The following is a 16,915-nucleotide window of genomic DNA, read 5'->3' on the forward strand; positions in this document are numbered from 1 at the left end:
CCTTCCCGTGCCCTCCCCGCCCGCTTCCGTCTGCCTCCTGCGACTGTCCGCGCTTGGCGATGCCACGCATGTCGTCCCCCTGGTCCGCACGCTGCAACGCCATCGACCCGACGTCGCGATCACTTGGATCATCGGGAAGGCCGAGGCCTTGATGCTCAAGGGTCTCGAGGGCGTCGAGTTCGTGGTCTACGACAAGAAGTCGGGCTGGACGGGGCTGCAGCAGCTGCGGGCAACGCTGGCGGCACGACGCTTCGACGCCCTGCTCCAGATGCAGCTCGCCTTTCGCGCGAACATGCTCTCGACCCTGGTACGCGCCGACCGCCGCATCGGCTACGACGCCGTGCGCAGCAAGGAAGGCCACGGGCTCGTCGTCAGCGAACGCATCGCCCCCGGCGGGCACCATGTGCTCGACGCCTTCGGGCAGTTCGCCGAAGCGCTGGGATGCCGGCAGGACCGCATCGAGTGGCGCCTCCCTGTACCGGACGAGGCGCACGATTGGGCCGTCGAGCAACTGCCCGGCGATACCCCGACCCTTCTGGTTTCGCCCTGCTCGAGCCACCGGCTGCGCAACTGGCGGCCTGAGCGCTACGCTGCCGTGGCGTCCCGGGCGCTCTCGCGCGGCTGGCGCGTAACTCTGTGTGGCGGGCCCAGCGCACTGGAACGCGAGGTCGGCGATGCCATCCTTTCGGCCATGCCGGAGCGCAGCCACGTTCTCGACCTGATCGGCAAAGACACCTTCAAGCGCTTCCTCGCTCTGTGCGGGCGCGCCTCGCTTCTGCTCGGCCCGGACTCCGGGCCCGTACACATGGCGAACGCGATGGGCTGCCGCGTCATCGCCCTGCACGCCTGCACCGACGCCGAACGCAGTGGTCCGTACTCGGACCGCCGCTGGTCGCCGAACCACTACGCCGAAGCCGCGGAACGCTTTCTGGGCAAGCCGGCCACCAGCCTGCCGTGGGGCAAGCGGGTCGAGTTCGAAGGCGTGATGGACCTCATCGGGGTGGACGAGGTCATCGAGCGCTTCGAGGCCTGCGCCGCCGACCTCGGGGCCTGATCAGCGCGCGGCGCCGGGCGCCTTGTAATCCTGGTAGCTCTTCTCCTCGACATAGGTCGACCCGAGCGCGAGGTTGATGTCCTTCTTCACCTTGGCGCGCTCGTCGTTTTCGAAGTAGACGGCACGGGCCAACCGGATGAATTCGTGGTCGAAGGCCTGCGCCTTCTCCTTGATGCGGATGTCGTCCTCGATGACCCACAGTCGCTCGTTGACTGCCTTCAGGGCCACGAGCAGCGCGGCGATATCGACGCGCGAGGCCGGGTGCGCCGCCCATGTCGCGCGCAGCGCGTCGAGTTCGCGGCGGATGTTGACCAGCTTCGACTCGTCACGGATGCGCTCGGACTTGATCTCGAGGATGGCGATCTTGTCGAGCAGTTCGCCGAACGACACCGGCACGCTGATCTCGGACATCGGGGTTACTCCATTCGACGGCGCGGAAGTGTAGCGCGGCGCTGATCCCGCCCGCGCAGGCACGCGGATCGACGGCAAGAAAAAGGCGCCTTCTGCAAGGCGCCCTTTCGTCATCTGGCGGAGAGGGAGGGATTCGAACCCTCGGTACGCTATAAACGTACGCCTGATTTCGAGTCGCCCGCAATCGGGTTAACTTGTTTATAATCAGTGACTTACCGCACCGCATCATGTGACTTATCCACAGAAATCAGGGGCAATTGGCACACAGACTGGCACAGTCGCCACGGAAAGAATCACTCCACGATGATGCTTTGCCGCAGCCCGATTCAACCCGAATTTCCAAGTAACAAGAGTGCGCCTAAATCGATCAAAGCGCCTCAAGCATGAGCTTGAAGATCCGCTCGCCTTTCTCTGTCAAGAACGACATGCGCCGGGTCATGTCCATCGGATCGATCTCCAACCGAACTACCCCCGGCCCCGCCTTCTTGCGGGACGTCAGGTCAGTTAGATCGTGAACCAACTTGCTCGCGTTTGAGCGAGAAAGATCGAGCCGATGAATAAGCGTGCCGTTGTCGATACCTGGGGATGTCGCGATCTCAAGAAAGACTGACAGCTTCTGAATCGACGCTTCCTTGTCGACATGATCTCGAAAGATTCGAACGACACGTGCTACGCCAAATGCCCTTGAATGCCCCATTCACAGACTCCTGAATCAACAACCAAGTTCCAAACAACGACCGCATCGGCCACAAAAAGATTACGCCCACTTGGCCCAAGAAGAACCCATCTGGACTCAATACATGATGATGGACTGAACGAATGTCAGATTAGGAGCATCGCCCTGACCAGCAATCAAAGATCGCAAGGGTGGAAGCCTACTCACTCTAAAATAATTCCCCCAAAGGAAACGAAGGCGATATGAATTCAAACGCCAATGATGGACGAATACGCCGAAAAATGTGCCAATTAGACTTGGCCAATTGGCACACTTGGTGACACGTCAAGCTGTGGATAAGCTGTTTGTAAGCTCCCCACCTCGGCCCCGAGAAATAAGACTAAGTGCCTGACTTGATTGGCGGAGAGGGAGGGATTCGAACCCTCGGTACGCTATAAACGTACGCCTGATTTCGAGTCAGGTACAATCGACCACTCTGCCACCTCTCCGGTGGTCTCTCGGCCGCCAAACAACGGCCGATCGAGCCGCGAATCATACATTCTCCCTTTGCACCGCGCCAGCCCCGGATGGGGCAAGCGCTGCCGCCGCCCCCGCCCTGCCAGCGGGCGATGCGACGAGGAGGTGCCCGCCCCCTCCCCGGCGGCCGCGCTGGGCATCCTCGAGGAGTTCTGAGTAGGATTCCGGGATGATCGAATTCGGCCACCTCAGCCACGTCGGACTCCGGCGCGAGCTCAACGAGGACACCTACTACGGGGATGCCGAGCTCGGCTTATGGCTGGTGGCGGACGGCATGGGCGGGCATGACTCCGGCGAGGTGGCCAGCGCCCTGGCACGTGACGCCATCGTTCGGGAGGTCCGCGCGGGCAAACCACTGGCCGACGCCATCGTCCGCGCCAACGAAGAGATCATCCGACAGTCCAAGCGCCGCAACGAAAGCATGCCCATGGGAACGACGGTCGTCGCCGTGCGGGTGGCGCCAAGCCACCGTTTCGAGCTCGCCTGGGTGGGCGATTCACGCGCTTACTTGTGGAACGGGAAGCTCCAACAGGTCTCGTCGGACCACAGCTACGTGCAGGAACTGATCGACCAGGGCCAACTCACCCCCGAGCAGGCGCGCAGCCATCCGTACCGGAATGTCGTCACCAAGGCACTTGGCGTCACCGAGCCGGACAAGCTCAACATCGAAACCGTGGCCGGGGAACTCCGCCCGGGGATGGCCATCCTGCTCTGCAGCGACGGCCTGACCGAGGAGGTCGACGATGCGCTCATCGCACGCGCGGTGTCACAGAAGGACATCAGCGTGCAGGAATGTGTCGACCACCTTATCGCCGCAGCCCTTGACGGTGGCGGCAGCGACAACGTCACCGCCGTGTTGCTGCGGCGCAGCTGAACCCTCGGGCGACGCCAAATCGCGTCGCTCTGACGGCGTCAACGCCCCGACCTCCAGAGGGCGGCACGCGGGTTGATGTCAGACCGCCCCCTCCCAGAGCACCGTTCCGCCGGCCTTCTTCGCGATCGCCGCCATCCGTGCGGAATGAGCATCGAGCTCCTCCGGACGAAGGCCCCGGCGCACCACGGCGGCCAGGGGGCGCAAGGTGGCTTCCACCGAGTGCGCCGCGCCGGCCTCTGCGGCGTCGGCACCGAGCGAGAACTCGCCTTGACCCGAGGTCATCGTCAGGTAGACGTCGGCGAGTAGCTCGGCGTCCAGCAGCGCGCCGTGCACGGTTCGATGCCCGTTGTCGACGCCGAGGCGCTTGCACAGCGCGTCGAGCGAGTGACGCTGGCCAGGGAAACGCTGTTTCGACAGCAACAGCGTGTCCAACACACCGCTCACGTGGTCGTCGATGCATCCGTACTGCGGGCCGAGGCGTGCCAACTCTGCGTTGAGGAAACCGACGTCGAAGGCGGCGTTGTGGATCACCAGCTCCGACCCACGGATGAATTCCAGGAACTCCTGCGCCACTTCCTGGAACAGCGGCTTGTCGCGCAGGAAATCCCACGTGAGGCCGGTGACCTCGGCGGCGCCCGGCTCCATCTCGCGCTCGGGGTTCAGATAGCGCTGGAAATGCCGCCGGGTCGGGCGGCGCTCGACGAGTTCGACACATCCGATCTCGACGATGCGATTGCCCTTCTCCCAGGAAAGCCCGGTCGTCTCGGTATCGAGGATCACTTGCCTCATGCCGCAGCCCCCCCACGGAAACGCTCCGCCTGGGCGCGTGCGAGCGCATCGACGCGCTCGTTCTCGACATGGCCGGCATGGCCCTTCACCCACTGCCACGTCATTCGATGCTTCGCCGCCGCCGCGTCGAGGCGCTGCCAGAGATCCTGGTTCTTCACCGCGCCGCCACCGGCGGTCTTCCAACCCTTGCGCTTCCAGCCCGGCATCCATTCGCTGATGCCCTGGAGCACGTACTTGGAGTCGCTGTGCAGCACGACCGCGCAGGGCTCCTTCAGCGCTTCGAGTGCGGCGATCGCGCCCATCAATTCCATACGGTTGTTGGTCGTCTGCGCCTCGCCACCGGCGAGCTCGCGCTCGGTGCCATTGAAGCGCAGGAGCGCCGCCCAGCCACCCGGACCGGGGTTGCCGAGGCAGGCACCATCGGTATGGATCTCGATCGATTTCATGGCCCGATGATACGTGGCGGGCTCAGGCGGCAGGTACCCCGGGGCCCGCACGCCACGGAAGGGCTGCACGGCGCAAGGGGGGCAGGCCCGCCTCCCGGCGCGTGGCGAGGACGGCCCAAGCGACACGCCCCCACGAGGACAGACCGCTCGCCGCGACGACGTCGAGGCCCGCAGGCCGCCAACGGGGGCCAAGGGTGCGGCGCTCCAAAACCTCGAGGCCCTCGGCGCGCAGGCCGTCGACGACGCGCGAGCATCGCAATGCCGGCACCCCGTGCCTCGCCCAGCGCAGGCGCGCGAGCCCCCACGGGTTCAGGCCGAACACCAGCAAACGCCCCTCCGGACGCAAGACACGCGCGCATTCCGCGAGCAGGCGCTCCGGCGAAGGCATCGATTCGAGGACGAAGCGCAGGTCGATCCGGCTCACCGAGGCGCTGGCGAGGGGAAGCTCGTGGAGGTCCGAGCACCAAGCACCTCGCCAACGCCCGCCCTCCGGCGCCAACGTCCAACGCTCGGCGAAGCAAGCCGTTGGCTGCGGCACCGGCCAAGCCTGCTCGGGAAGCAGGCGCAACCAGACCTGGCCGCCGCCATCGGCGCCGCGCTCGATCCAGGCCGACTGCGCGCCCATCAGGAGCGCACGGGATCGCGGATCGGCCAAGCAACGCTTCAGGGCTTCGGCTTGACGGGGGAGCTGGAGGGCCGGCATGGTCTGGATTGTGCGGCAAAGGGCCGCGTGCCCGATGTTGAGCCCGTGTCCCTGCCCCTTTGTCTCGACCGCCTGTTCCGTTGCGCCCTGGTCGCTCTGGGGTCGGCCGCGATTGCCGTGGGCTGCGCCACGACGCCTCCGCCGGAAAGCGGACCCATCGCCGAAGAGCCGACCGAGCCGCTGCAACTGGCGTTGCCATCCCCCATCGTGGCCACGCCCAGAGGGCGTGAGGGCACGACAGAAGCCGCGCCTGCCCCTCCACCGCGCATCAGCGACGGCAAGGTGCTCTTCGAGCGCTTGGCGGCCTCTTTCACCCCTCCCGTCTGCGTCCGCGGCGAACACAACCGCCAATGGCGTCGCCGATATGCGGGAAACCCCGCGGGCTTCGAGCGCCAGCTGCGCGACGCCCTCCCCCTGCTGGCCTATGTGGTGGAAGCGGTCGAGGCCCGGGACTTGCCCGGGGAGTTCGCGCTGGTTCCGATCGTCGAAAGCGGCTACCGCCCTGAGGCGAGGGGCCCGGGGGGACCCGCGGGGCTATGGCAGATGATCGGCAGCACGGCGCGCAACCACGGCGTGCAGGTGGGACGAGCCTACGACGGCCGGCTTTCGCCGGCCGACGCCACCGATGCGGCACTGGATTACCTCGCTGTGCTCCACGCCGAGTTCGACGACTGGCGCGCGACCGCCATGGCCTACAACGCCGGGGAAGGCCGCTTGCGCCGCGCCATCGCCCGTCAAGGCGACGCCCGAGTGTCGGGGGAGCGTCGCCTTCCCGCGGGGCTGTCCAGCGTCACGTACGCCTACGTTGCGAAGCTCCATGCGCTCGCCTGCTTGATCGCCGAGCCCGCGCGTCACGGCATCACCCTGCCCACCGACCCGTTCATCCCGCTGGAGGTCCGTCGCGCGCCGGACGGAACGGTGGGGCTGGACGCCTTGGCACGTGCTTGGGGCACCACGCCCGGCACGCTGGCCCGATGGAACCCCGCCTACCGCTCCGGCATTCCGCCGTCGGGTACGCCGCGCCGCCTGCTTGCCCCGGTCGTCAGCCCAGTCGACAGCGACGTCCCCGGCGAGGCGCGGTCCGCGACGACCGACGCCGGGGTGGCCCGCGGCGGATCGCCTCCGCGCGAGCACATCGTCCGCTCCGGCGACACGCTCTGGCGCATCGCCCGACGCTATGGGACGACGGTCCGTGCCCTCGCGGACCACAACGACCTCGATGCGTCACGGCCGCTGCGAATCGGTCGCATCCTGCGCGTTCCAGACTGAGGCGTACAGTTGGCGCAGCGCGCGCGCCTCGTCACACTGTCAGGCCGCGGCGTCATCAACGCCTGACCATCCGGAGGTTCCATGGGTTTCCTTGCGGGCAAGCGCGCCCTCATCACCGGCATCGCCAGCCAGCGCTCGATCGCCAACGGCATCGCCGAAGCCATGCGCCGCGAAGGCGCCGAGCTCGCCTTCACGTACCAGAACGAGAAACTGAAATCGCGCGTCGAAGAAGCGGCCGCCGAATACGGTTCGAACATCGTCATTCCGCTCGACGTCGCCGACGACGCGCAGATCGCCGCCTGCATGGCCGAGCTCGGCAAACACTGGGACGGCTTCGACATCCTCGTGCACTCGATTGGCTTCGCCCCGCGCGAGGCCCTTGACGGCGGCTATCTCGACCATCTGACGCGCGAGAACTTCCGGATCGCGCACGACATTTCGGCCTACTCGCTCTCCGCTCTCGCTCAGGCCGCGCGTCCGATGATGCAGGGTCGACAGTCCGCGATCCTCACGCTGAGCTACCTCGGCGCCGAGCGCGCGCTCGCGAGCTACAACGTCATGGGCGTCGCCAAGGCGGCCCTCGAGGCCAGCGTGCGCTACTTGGCGCTCAACCTTGGTCCGGAAGGCATCCGCGTGAACTGCATCTCGGCGGGTCCGATCAAGACGCTGGCCGCATCGGGTGTGGGCAACCTGCGCAAGATGTTGAAGCACGTCGAAGAGGTCGCCCCGATCCGTCGGAACGTGACCATCGAAGACGTCGGCAATGCCGCCGCCTTCCTGTGCTCCGACCTCGCGGCCGGCATCACTGGGGAAGTCACCTACGTGGATGGCGGCTACAGCATCCTCGGCATGGCGGGGCTGGATAGCGAAACCCACTGACGCCGGGGCCAGCCGGTGCGGCGGCCCGGATGGCGCAACGAAAAAGCCCGGCCGATGCCGGGCTTTTTGCTGCAACGCGTGGCGAGCCCGGCTGCCCGTGTCTCTTTATGGTCGAGACCCTCTCCGTCAGAGTCGCTCTTCAGCCACCGTCACTTGGAACTGGCCACGAAGTGCCTTGACGAAAGCCTGCCGCTCCATGCTGCCGCGCATCTGTGCGAGCTGAGAACGGATCTGCGAGCGAACGTCGGGCGTCAACGCGCTGGTGTCTCCCGGCACCACCTTGGTCGCCATGACGAGGGCGAAGCGCCCCCCGCTGAGCGCGGCGAGGCCGATATCCGCCGGCTTGCCTTCCTCGATCGGCAGCAGGCGGAACGCTTCGGTGGCGATCGCGGGGTCAGGGAAGCCCGCCTGGCGCGCCACGCCATTGCTGTCTTGCGGCACGACCCCGAGTTCCGCCGCGAGCGTTTCCAGGCTTTCGCCGCCGCGTGCCCGCTCGAGCAGCGCTTCCGCACGCTCGCGTGCGGCCGTCGCGAGGCGATCGGCCTGGAGATCGGCCAGCACCACGTCGCGCACCTCGTCGAGCGGACGGAGTGCAGCGGGCGCATGGTCCGTCACCTGCAGGACGATGATCCGGTTCGTGGCGATCTCGATCGGATCACTGACGAGGCGATCGTCCTTTTGCGACCGCGAGAACGCCGCGGCGCGCACGGCCTCGATCGCGGACACGCCGTCACCGGCAGCACGCGTGAACGGCGCCAGCGTCTTCACCTCGAGCTCCAGCTCACGCGCGACGGCCGCCAGCGAGTTCGGTTCGCGGAGGATCGCGTCGATCAGCGCACCACTCTTCTCGTTGAATTGGCGCTCGCGCTCCGACTCGCCAAACTCTGCCGACAGTTGCTCGCGAACAGCTTCGAAGGGCTGCAGGGAGCCCGGCACGAGCTGAGTCAGCTTGATGACATGCCACCCTTGGTCCGTGCGGACCGGATCGCTCACACCCCCTTCCTGCAGCGCGAACACGGCCTCCTCGAAGGGCTTCGGGAACACGTCCTTCCCGATGGTGCCAAGGTCGCCGCCAAAGTCCTTCGTGCCGAGGTCTTCGCTGTTCGCAGCGGCGAGAGCACCGAAATCGGCGCCTTCCGCACGTGCCTGGTCGGCGATTCCCGCTGCCTTCACGCGCGCCGCCTCGGTGGTCGCATCATCCGCATCCGCCGGAACGGCCACGAGGATGTGCGCTGCAGTGCGCTCCTCCTCGGTGCCGAACCTTGCCTTTTCGGCCTCGTAGCGATCAAGGAGCTGCTGTTCCGTCGGCTCGGTAGCGACTGCGAGGCCGGTCGCGTCCAGCTCGACATAGGAAATCGTTACCGTCTCCTCGGTGCTGTAACGCGCGGCGTTGGAGGAGTGCCAAGCGGCAAGGGCGGCATCGTCCGTGGCACTCGCCGGCAGCTCGGGCGGCGGGATCTCCACGAAGCGCAGATCGCGCGTTTCCTGCTGGAGCGCGAGCAACCTCTCCAGTTCGGCATCGCCGACCAGCCCGCTTTCCGCGACGGTGGTCGGCATCGTCGAGGTCATCAGCTGACGGGCAACCAGCGACTCGAACCCGGCGGCCGTCAGGCCTCGCGACTGCAGCCAGATGCGGTAGGCGTCCTCGCCGATGAACTCGCCATCTTGGGTGATGCCATCGATCTCGAGGATGGCCTTGCGGATCTGCGAGGCATCCACCGCCACGCCGTCACGCTGTCCGGCGATCTCGAGGATCTTCTCATCGATCAATCCGTCCAGCACGAGGCGCTTGGTTTCGATGCTCTCCACCTGCTCGGCGTCGTAGGAATCGCCAGCCTGCACACGCACCTGCTCGCGGTAGCGGTCGAAACGTTCGCGGAACTCGGTCTGGGAGATTTCGGCGCTGTCCCAGACGAAAGCGCGGGCGAGACGCCCCATCGCCCCCTCGGAGGGCGCATCCCGCCACCAGCTCGGTGGCGATTCGACCTTCGCGGAATAGGTGTCGATACGTGCCTGGAAGTACTGCTCGATGCCGAAGAACGCCATGGCGAAAATGATCAGGCCGATGACGACCCAAGCGAACCAACCCGACGTGTTTTCACGAATTCTCTGAAGCATGGTGAGCGCAAGCTCCAACGCGAGGCCTAGAAAAAACAAAGGCGCCTTGCGGCGCCTTTGAATAGAAAGTGGCGGAGTGGACGGGACTCGAACCCGCGACCCCCGGCGTGACAGGCCGGTATTCTAACCGACTGAACTACCACTCCGCCGAAAACTTGGTGGGTGCTGAGGGTTTCGAACCCCCGACCCTCGCCTTGTAAGGGCGACGCTCTACCGCTGAGCTAAGCACCCTTGGTGAGCGAGGACGTCAGTTTACTGCATCCTTCAGCGCTTTGCCAGCCTTAAATGCGGGCGACTTCGAGGCCTTGATCTTGATGGTCGCACCGGTCTGCGGGTTGCGGCCCTGGCGAGCGGCGCGCTTGCGGACGGCGAAGGTTCCAAAGCCCACCAGCGTCACGGTGTCGCCCTTCTTCAGCGCCTTCTTGATGGTCTCGACCACGGCGTCGACGGCGCGGCCGGCATCGGCCTTCGACAGCTCGGCGGCATCGGCGACGGCGTTGACAAAATCAGACTTGTTCATTCTTGACTCCCTGGGCGGGCTTCCCCGCGGATGTGTTCTGCCGGCGCACCGTCCCGCGGGCGCCAGCGGCATTCAGCCCACCGATTCGAGGACCGGGGCTGCGTGCCGTTATACCAGCGGCATTTCGGCGTCGCAACAAGCGAAACTCAGCAAAAACGCGGCTCGCAGCGACTCCGGCCGTGTCGTTTCCACCATCAGTGCGCGCGCCCCGCATCTGCTCCGCCGTCGTCCGTCTTGGCGTTTTCCTTTACGGCATCGCCCGTATCGGGCACCGCTTCCCGCACCCCTGCGGCAAGGGGCAACAGCGGCCTCTCCAGTACCACGTCAAGCACTTCGTCGATCCACTTGGCGGGGACGATCTCGAGGCCTTGCAGCACCGATTTCGGCAGATCGACCAAATCCTTCCGGTTTTCCTCCGGGATCACGACGGTGCGGATGCCACCGCGGAGCGCCGCCAGCAGTTTCTCCTTGAGTCCACCGATGGGCAGGACGCGCCCGCGAAGCGTGATCTCGCCGGTCATGGCCACATCCGCCCGTACGGGCACCTTGGTCAAGGCCGAGACCAGCGCGGTGACCATGCCGATGCCCGCGCTCGGGCCGTCCTTCGGCGTCGCGCCTTCGGGCACGTGCACGTGGGTGTCGAACTTCTGATGGAAATCCGGATCGATGCCGAAGGCCGCGCTGCGTGAGCGAACGACAGTGTACGCGGCCTTCGCCGATTCCTGCATGACGTCACCGAGTTGCCCGGTGAGCAGCAAGGCACCCTTGCCCGGGGACAGGCTGGCTTCGATCTGCAGGAGGTCGCCGCCCACCTCCGTCCACGCGAGCCCGGTGACCAGGCCCACCTCGTTCTGCGCCTCGGCCCGACCGAAGTCGTACTTGCGCACGCCGAGGTATTTGTCGAGGTTCTTGGCATCCACCTTGATGGCCTTGCGTGACGCGGGCTTGCCCGTTTTCTTCGACACCGGCAGCGGGCCCGCGAGCGCGATCTCCTTGACCACCTTGCGGCAGATCTTGGCGATCTCGCGCTCCAGGCTGCGCACGCCCGATTCACGCGTGTAGTAGCGCACGACGTCCTGCAGTGCCGACTCCGCCACCACCAGCTCGCCATCCCTCAGGCCGTTCGCCTTCAGCTGCTTCGGCAGCAGGTAGCGCGTCGCGATGTTGAGCTTCTCCTCCTCGGTGTAGCCGGGGATGCGGATGATCTCCATGCGGTCCAGCAGCGGGCCGGGGATGTTCAGCGAGTTCGACGTCGCGACGAACATCACCTCGGACAAGTCGAGGTCGACCTCGAGGTAGTGGTCGTTGAAGCTGTGGTTCTGTTCGGGGTCGAGCACTTCCAGCAACGCCGAGGACGGGTCGCCGCGGAAGTCCATCGACATCTTGTCGATCTCATCGAGCACGAACAGCGGATTCTTCGAGCCCACCTTGTTGAGGTTCTGCACGATGCGGCCCGGCATCGAGCCGATGTAGGTGCGGCGGTGCCCCCGGATCTCGGCCTCGTCGCGCACGCCGCCCAGCGACATGCGCACGAACTTGCGGTTCGTGGCCTTGGCGATGCTCTGGCCCAGCGACGTCTTGCCAACGCCCGGCGGGCCGACGAGGCAGAGGATCGGCCCCTTCATCTTGGAGACGCGCGACTGCACCGCGAGGTACTCGAGGATGCGGTCCTTCACCTTCTCCAGGCCGAAGTGGTCGGCATCCAGCACCTGCTGCGCGGCCTTCAGGTCCTTGCGCACCTTGCTGCGCTTCTTCCACGGCACGCCGACCAGCCAGTCGATGTAGTTGCGCACGACGGTGGCTTCCGCCGACATCGGCGACATCTGCTTGAGCTTGTTGAGCTCGGCCTTGGCCTTCGCCTCGACGGGCTTGGGCATTCCGGCATTGGCGACTTTCTTCGCCAGCTCGTCCACCTCGTTCGTGCCTTCCTCGCCATCCCCCAGCTCCTTCTGGATGGCCTTCATCTGCTCGTTGAGGTAGTACTCGCGCTGGCTCTTCTCCATCTGCGACTTCACGCGACCGCGGATGCGCTTCTCGATGTGCTGCACATCGATCTCGCCCTCGACGAGGCCGATCAGCATCTCGATCCGCTCCATGACCTTGGTGGTCTCGAGCACCTTTTGCTTGTCCACCAGCCGCGCGCTGACATGCGCCGCCACGGTATCGGCGAAGCGCTCGGGATCGTCGATGCCCGACAGCGTCGTCATGAGCTCCGGCGGCAGCTTGCGGTTGGTCTTCAGGTATTGCTCGAACAGCGCGAGAAGCGAGCGGCGCGCTACGTCCGACTCACGCTCGTCGCCATCCACAGTCGACTCGACCACCGTCCCGCGCCCCATGAGCGCACCATCGACGTCGCGCACGTCGCTTACCTTGAAGCGCGACACGCCCTCCACCAGCACCTTGATGGTGCCGTCGGGGAGCTTCAGCAACTGCAGCACGGTGGCGAGCGTGCCGATGCGGTAGAGGTCGCTGCCGGCCGGGTCGTCCGTCTCGGGGGTGGTCTGCGCGAGCAGCAGGATCTGCTTGTCGGCGGCCATGGCCACGTCAAGGGCCTTGATCGACTTGTCGCGCCCGACGAACAGCGGGATGACCATGTGCGGATACACCACCACATCTCGCAGCGGCAGGATCGGCAGGTCGTGGGAAGTTTCGCGGCTCATGTCAGGTTCCTTGCGGCCGGTGTCGGCCCATGGACGCAGGATGGGGACGCCCTGCCCCGGAAACAACAAGCCCCGCGTCGGAGGCCGGGCGGGGCTTGCTGGTGTTCATGTTGACGCCTCGCCTCAGTCGCCGGAGGCAGCACGCTGCGGTGCTGGTGCCGGCGTGGTGTAGATCAGGTAGGGCTCGGTCTTGTGCTCGATCACCGACTCGTCGACGACGACCTTACTGACGTTTTCCTTCGACGGCAGCTCGTACATGGTGTCGAGGAGCACCGACTCGAGGATCGTCCGCAGGCCACGGGCACCGGTCTTGCGCTTCAGCGCCTTGCGGGCCACGGCGGCCAGGGCGTCAGGGCGGATTTCCAGCTCCACGCCCTCCATGTCGAACAGCTTCTTGAACTGCTTGGCGATCGCGTTCTTCGGCTCGGTGAGGATCTTCACCAGCGCCGCCTCGTCGAGTTCCTCGAGCGTCGCGACCACCGGCAGGCGGCCGACGAACTCGGGGATCAGGCCGAACTTGATCAGGTCTTCCGGCTCGACGTCGGCCATCAGCTTGCCGGCATCGGCCTTGTTGCTCTGGCTCTTCACCTTGGCCGAGAAGCCGATGCCGCCCGCCTCGGTGCTGCGCTGCTGGATCACCTTCTCGATCCCGGCGAAAGCACCACCGCAGATGAACAGGATGTTGCGTGTGTCGACCTGCAGGAACTCCTGCTGCGGGTGCTTGCGTCCACCCTGCGGCGGAACGCTGGCGACCGTGCCTTCGATCAACTTCAGCAGGGCCTGCTGCACGCCTTCGCCCGACACGTCGCGGGTGATCGACGGGTTCTCGCTCTTGCGCGAGATCTTGTCGATCTCGTCGATGTAGACGATGCCCTGCTGCGCCTTCTCGACGTCGTAGTCGCACTTCTGCAGCAGCTTCTGGATGATGTTCTCGACGTCCTCGCCGACGTAGCCGGCTTCGGTCAGCGTCGTCGCATCGGCCATCGTGAACGGCACGTTGAGTAGGCGCGCCAGCGTCTCGGCCAGCAGCGTCTTGCCCGAGCCGGTCGGGCCGATCAGCAGGATGTTCGACTTCGCCAGTTCGACGTCGTCGCCCTTCTGGCGCGACTCGATGCGCTTGTAGTGGTTGTAGACCGCAACGGCGAGGGTCTTCTTAGCGCGCGGCTGCCCAACCACGTACTGGTCGAGGACCTCGAGGATCTCCTTCGGCTTCGGCAGGTGGCTGCGCGCCGCCTGCGACTTGTCCTCGAGCTCCTCGCGGATGATGTCGTTGCAAAGCTCCACGCATTCATCGCAGATGAACACGCTGGGGCCTGCGATCAGCTTCCGCACCTCGTGCTGGCTCTTTCCGCAGAAGGAGCAGTAGAGGATCTTGGAACTGTCGGCGGGGCGGCTGGGTCGGTCGTCGGTCATTTCTTGGGAAACCCGGGGGCAGCGGTCTCGGCCCGAGAATAGCACCGGCACCCCGGAGCGGGAGCCCCGAGGTGCCGGCGTGGCGTGAAGGGGAAAGCGGCGGCGTTCAGCCGGCCTGCACCGTGTCGTCCGGACGGCGCTCGAGCACGGCGTCAATCAGGCCGTAGGCCTTCGACTCTTCCGCGTTCATGAACAGATCGCGCTCCAGATCCTTCTCGATCTGCTCCACCGACTTGCCGGTGTTGGCGGCGTACTCGCGGGCCAGCTTCTCGCGGAGATACAGGATCTCCTTGGCCTGGATGGCGATGTCCGTGGCCTGGCCCTGGGCGCCGCCCGAGGGCTGGTGGATCATCACGCGGGAGTTCGGCAGGGCGTAGCGCTTGCCCTTGGCGCCAGCCGCCAGCAGGAACGAGCCCATCGAACAGGCTTGGCCGACGCAGATGGTGCTGACGTCCGGCTTGATGAAGCGCATCGTGTCGTAGATCGCCAGGCCGGCAGTGACGACGCCACCCGGCGAGTTGATGTACAGGCTGATGTCCTTCTCGGGGTTTTCAGCCTCGAGGAACAGCAGCTGGGCGACCACGACGTTCGCCATGTAGTCGTCGATCGGACCGACCAGGAAGATCACCCGCTCTTTCAGGAGGCGCGAGTAGATGTCGTACGCGCGCTCGCCGCGGGCGGTCTGTTCGACCACCATCGGGACGAGGTTGAGGCTCTTGGTCGGTTCCATGGGACGCTCCGGTTCGGTTTAGGCGTTCGGGCGCAGCGCGTCGGTGAAGGACATCGCCACGTCGGTCGCCTGCGCACGCTCGGCGATCCAGTCGATCACCTGCTCTTCCATCACGCGCGCCTGCAGGCCCTGCATCAGATTGGGGTCGTTGCGGTAAAGATCAACCACCTGCTGCGGGTCCTCGTAAGTCGAGGCGATCAGACTGATGGCTTCGTTCACGCGCTTCGGATCCAGGCGCAGGCTGTTGCGCTTGGCCACTTCGCCGACGATCAAGCCGGCGGCAACGCGATTGCGGGCGGCGTCCATGAACGGGGCGTGGTCGACCTGGCCGACGTTCTGGCCCTGACGACGGGCATTCTCGGCCGCCTGTGCGGCCATCGAGCGGGCTTCGGCCTCGATCAGGCGCGGCGGAAGTTCGATGTGGGCGTAGGCCGCGACCAGCTTCTGCGCGACTTCCGAGCGCAGGCGGGCCGACAGCGCGCCCTTCAGTTCGCGCTGCAGGTTGCTGCGGACCTCCTCCCGGAACTTGTCGAGCTTGCCTGACTTGACGCCGAAACTCTTGATGAAGGCTTCGTCGATCGCCGGCAGGTGCTGCTCGGACACCTTCGCCGCCTTGACGTTGACCTGGGCGGTCCTACCAGCGAGCTCAGCGACGCGCCAGTCGGCCGGGAAGGTGACGTCGACGCTCTTCTCCTCGCCAGCCGACAGGCCTACGAGAGCCTGCTCGATCGCCGGGAACAGCATGTTGCTGCCGACGACGGTCACGCCACGCTCGACACCTTCCTCAGGAAAGCGCTTGCCTTCGACCATGGCGAAGTTCTCGACGTTGACGAGATCGCCGGTCCGGGCGGCGCGCTCGACGACGTTCCAAGACCGGCGCTGCTGGCGCAGCGTTTCGATCATGTTGTCGATGTCGGAATCTTCGACGGCCGCCGTGGCGCGCTGGATCGCGAGCTTGGCGATGTCGATGTCACCGAAGTCCGGCGCCACCTCGAAGGTGGCCGTGTAGCGGATCTCTTCGGAGACGCCGCCCTCGGCGTTGATCTCCGGCTGGCCCACCGGCTGCAGGTTCTGCTGGCGCAGCGCCTCCCCGAAGCTGTCGCGAACGACGTCGGAATACGCTTCCGACCGCACCTGCGCGCCGAAGCGCTGCTCGATGACTTTCGCCGGCACCTTGCCCGGTCGGAAGCCGTTCATGCGTACCGTACGCGACAGCTCGCGCAGGCGGTTGCCCACGGCACTCTCGAGGCGCTCGGCCGGGACGCTGACCGAAAGCTTGCGCCCCAGGCTGCCGATGGATTCAACGGAAACGTGCATGGTGACTCCTGAAATGTCGCGTGTTGTGCCGCGCTCTTCGTGCGCGCCGAAAACGAAAAAACCCGCGGAGCCAGGCCTCAAATCCTCCGCACCGGATGCTGCTTGGTGCGAAAGGAGAGACTCGAACTCTCACGGGTTGCCCCACTGGAACCTAAATCCAGCGCGTCTACCAATTTCGCCACTCTCGCAGGCTTTGGAGCAGGCGAAGCGGCGTTCGAGGTTTGGTGGGCCGTCTAGGATTCGAACCTAGGACCTACGGATTAAGAGTCCGCTGCTCTACCAACTGAGCTAACGGCCCGGAAACCTCGTCGCCGACGCGACTGCGAAGGCGAATTATGCCCTACCGGAGGGCTGGGGTGGAAGACGGGATTTGAACCCGCGACCCCTGGAATCACAATCCAGTGCTCTAACCAACTGAGCTACATCCACCACATTGAAACTGGCGCGCCCGGCAGGAATCGAACCTGCAACCGCCGGCTTAGAAGGCCGGTGCTCTATCCGGTTGAGCTACGGGCGCTCAGAAACGGATGGACCCACCGG

Annotated in this window: 15 protein-coding genes and 7 tRNA genes; 4 read left to right on the plus strand and 18 right to left on the minus strand. The window is 65.7% G+C overall.

Features of this window, described 5'->3' with window-relative positions:
• Positions 1 to 7: 7 nt before the first annotated feature.
• Positions 8 to 1,054 carry a glycosyltransferase family 9 protein gene (locus tag ACYVAK_RS00820; RefSeq protein ID WP_461057049.1) on the plus strand — a complete coding sequence of 349 codons (1,047 nt, stop codon included), beginning with the start codon at positions 8 to 10 and terminating at the stop codon, positions 1,052 to 1,054.
• Here the strand turns inward: ACYVAK_RS00820 and ACYVAK_RS00825 are convergent, their stop codons facing one another.
• From ACYVAK_RS00825 to ACYVAK_RS00835, 3 genes are all read right to left on the minus strand, one after another.
• Positions 1,055 to 1,465 carry a DUF6165 family protein gene (locus ACYVAK_RS00825; protein ID WP_461057051.1) on the minus strand — a complete coding sequence of 137 codons (411 nt, stop codon included), beginning with the start codon at positions 1,463 to 1,465 and terminating at the stop codon, positions 1,055 to 1,057.
• Positions 1,466 to 1,832: 367 nt separating this feature from the next.
• Positions 1,833 to 2,162, minus strand: a complete 330-nt coding sequence (locus ACYVAK_RS00830; protein ID WP_461057053.1) for a hypothetical protein — start codon at positions 2,160 to 2,162, stop codon at positions 1,833 to 1,835.
• A gap of 376 nt (positions 2,163 to 2,538) precedes the next feature.
• Positions 2,539 to 2,629: transfer RNA gene (locus tag ACYVAK_RS00835), tRNA-Ser, on the minus strand.
• Positions 2,630 to 2,826: 197 nt separating this feature from the next.
• On the opposite strand from ACYVAK_RS00835, the gene ACYVAK_RS00840 reads away from it, so the two are divergent.
• The gene (locus tag ACYVAK_RS00840; protein WP_461057055.1) at positions 2,827 to 3,531 is read left to right on the plus strand and encodes a PP2C family protein-serine/threonine phosphatase; all 705 of its coding nucleotides are present in this window, start codon (positions 2,827 to 2,829) and stop codon (positions 3,529 to 3,531) included.
• Between the two features lie 78 nt (positions 3,532 to 3,609).
• On the opposite strand, the gene dnaQ is transcribed toward ACYVAK_RS00840, so the two are convergent.
• The 3 genes from dnaQ to ACYVAK_RS00855 are packed head-to-tail and all read right to left on the minus strand — an operon-like array spanning position 3,610 to position 5,469.
• A complete protein-coding gene (gene dnaQ, locus ACYVAK_RS00845; RefSeq protein WP_461057057.1) occupies positions 3,610 to 4,320 on the minus strand; it encodes a DNA polymerase III subunit epsilon in 711 nt (236 codons plus the stop codon).
• Positions 4,317 to 4,766, minus strand: a complete 450-nt coding sequence (gene rnhA / locus ACYVAK_RS00850; protein ID WP_461057059.1) for a ribonuclease HI — start codon at positions 4,764 to 4,766, stop codon at positions 4,317 to 4,319. Before rnhA ends, dnaQ begins: the two co-directional genes overlap by 4 nt.
• Before the next feature lie 22 nt (positions 4,767 to 4,788).
• Positions 4,789 to 5,469 carry a methyltransferase domain-containing protein gene (locus ACYVAK_RS00855; RefSeq protein ID WP_461057061.1) on the minus strand — a complete coding sequence of 227 codons (681 nt, stop codon included), beginning with the start codon at positions 5,467 to 5,469 and terminating at the stop codon, positions 4,789 to 4,791.
• Positions 5,470 to 5,514: 45 nt separating this feature from the next.
• Between ACYVAK_RS00855 and ACYVAK_RS00860 the strand changes: the two genes are divergently transcribed.
• Entirely contained in the window at positions 5,515 to 6,738 is a 1,224-nt protein-coding gene (locus ACYVAK_RS00860; RefSeq protein ID WP_461057063.1) for a lytic transglycosylase domain-containing protein, read from the plus strand.
• A gap of 81 nt (positions 6,739 to 6,819) precedes the next feature.
• The gene (locus ACYVAK_RS00865; RefSeq protein WP_461057064.1) at positions 6,820 to 7,617 is read left to right on the plus strand and encodes an enoyl-ACP reductase FabI; all 798 of its coding nucleotides are present in this window, start codon (positions 6,820 to 6,822) and stop codon (positions 7,615 to 7,617) included.
• 126 nt (positions 7,618 to 7,743) lie between these two features.
• On the opposite strand, the gene ACYVAK_RS00870 is transcribed toward ACYVAK_RS00865, so the two are convergent.
• From ACYVAK_RS00870 to ACYVAK_RS00925, 12 genes are all read right to left on the minus strand, one after another.
• On the minus strand, positions 7,744 to 9,735 hold the full coding sequence (locus ACYVAK_RS00870; protein WP_461057065.1) for a peptidylprolyl isomerase: 1,992 nt from the start codon (positions 9,733 to 9,735) through the stop codon (positions 7,744 to 7,746).
• Between the two features lie 69 nt (positions 9,736 to 9,804).
• Positions 9,805 to 9,881 (minus strand) — tRNA-Asp (locus ACYVAK_RS00875).
• A 10-nt stretch (positions 9,882 to 9,891) separates the two neighbouring features.
• Positions 9,892 to 9,966: transfer RNA gene (locus ACYVAK_RS00880), tRNA-Val, on the minus strand.
• Positions 9,967 to 9,982: 16 nt separating this feature from the next.
• On the minus strand, positions 9,983 to 10,255 hold the full coding sequence (locus ACYVAK_RS00885) for an HU family DNA-binding protein (protein WP_297864878.1): 273 nt from the start codon (positions 10,253 to 10,255) through the stop codon (positions 9,983 to 9,985).
• A gap of 194 nt (positions 10,256 to 10,449) precedes the next feature.
• A complete protein-coding gene (gene lon / locus ACYVAK_RS00890; RefSeq protein ID WP_461057067.1) occupies positions 10,450 to 12,915 on the minus strand; it encodes an endopeptidase La in 2,466 nt (821 codons plus the stop codon).
• 123 nt (positions 12,916 to 13,038) lie between these two features.
• Entirely contained in the window at positions 13,039 to 14,328 is a 1,290-nt protein-coding gene (gene clpX / locus ACYVAK_RS00895) for an ATP-dependent Clp protease ATP-binding subunit ClpX (RefSeq protein WP_297875791.1), read from the minus strand.
• A 106-nt stretch (positions 14,329 to 14,434) separates the two neighbouring features.
• Entirely contained in the window at positions 14,435 to 15,058 is a 624-nt protein-coding gene (gene clpP / locus ACYVAK_RS00900) for an ATP-dependent Clp endopeptidase proteolytic subunit ClpP (RefSeq protein WP_461057069.1), read from the minus strand.
• 18 nt (positions 15,059 to 15,076) lie between these two features.
• Positions 15,077 to 16,375, minus strand: a complete 1,299-nt coding sequence (gene tig / locus ACYVAK_RS00905; protein ID WP_461057070.1) for a trigger factor — start codon at positions 16,373 to 16,375, stop codon at positions 15,077 to 15,079.
• A gap of 103 nt (positions 16,376 to 16,478) precedes the next feature.
• Positions 16,479 to 16,563, minus strand: a tRNA-Leu gene (locus ACYVAK_RS00910).
• A gap of 34 nt (positions 16,564 to 16,597) precedes the next feature.
• Positions 16,598 to 16,673: transfer RNA gene (locus ACYVAK_RS00915), tRNA-Lys, on the minus strand.
• Between the two features lie 54 nt (positions 16,674 to 16,727).
• Positions 16,728 to 16,804: transfer RNA gene (locus ACYVAK_RS00920), tRNA-His, on the minus strand.
• Between the two features lie 11 nt (positions 16,805 to 16,815).
• Positions 16,816 to 16,892, minus strand: a tRNA-Arg gene (locus tag ACYVAK_RS00925).
• Positions 16,893 to 16,915: the final 23 nt, after the last annotated feature.

The organism is Silanimonas algicola (assembly GCF_054777375.1).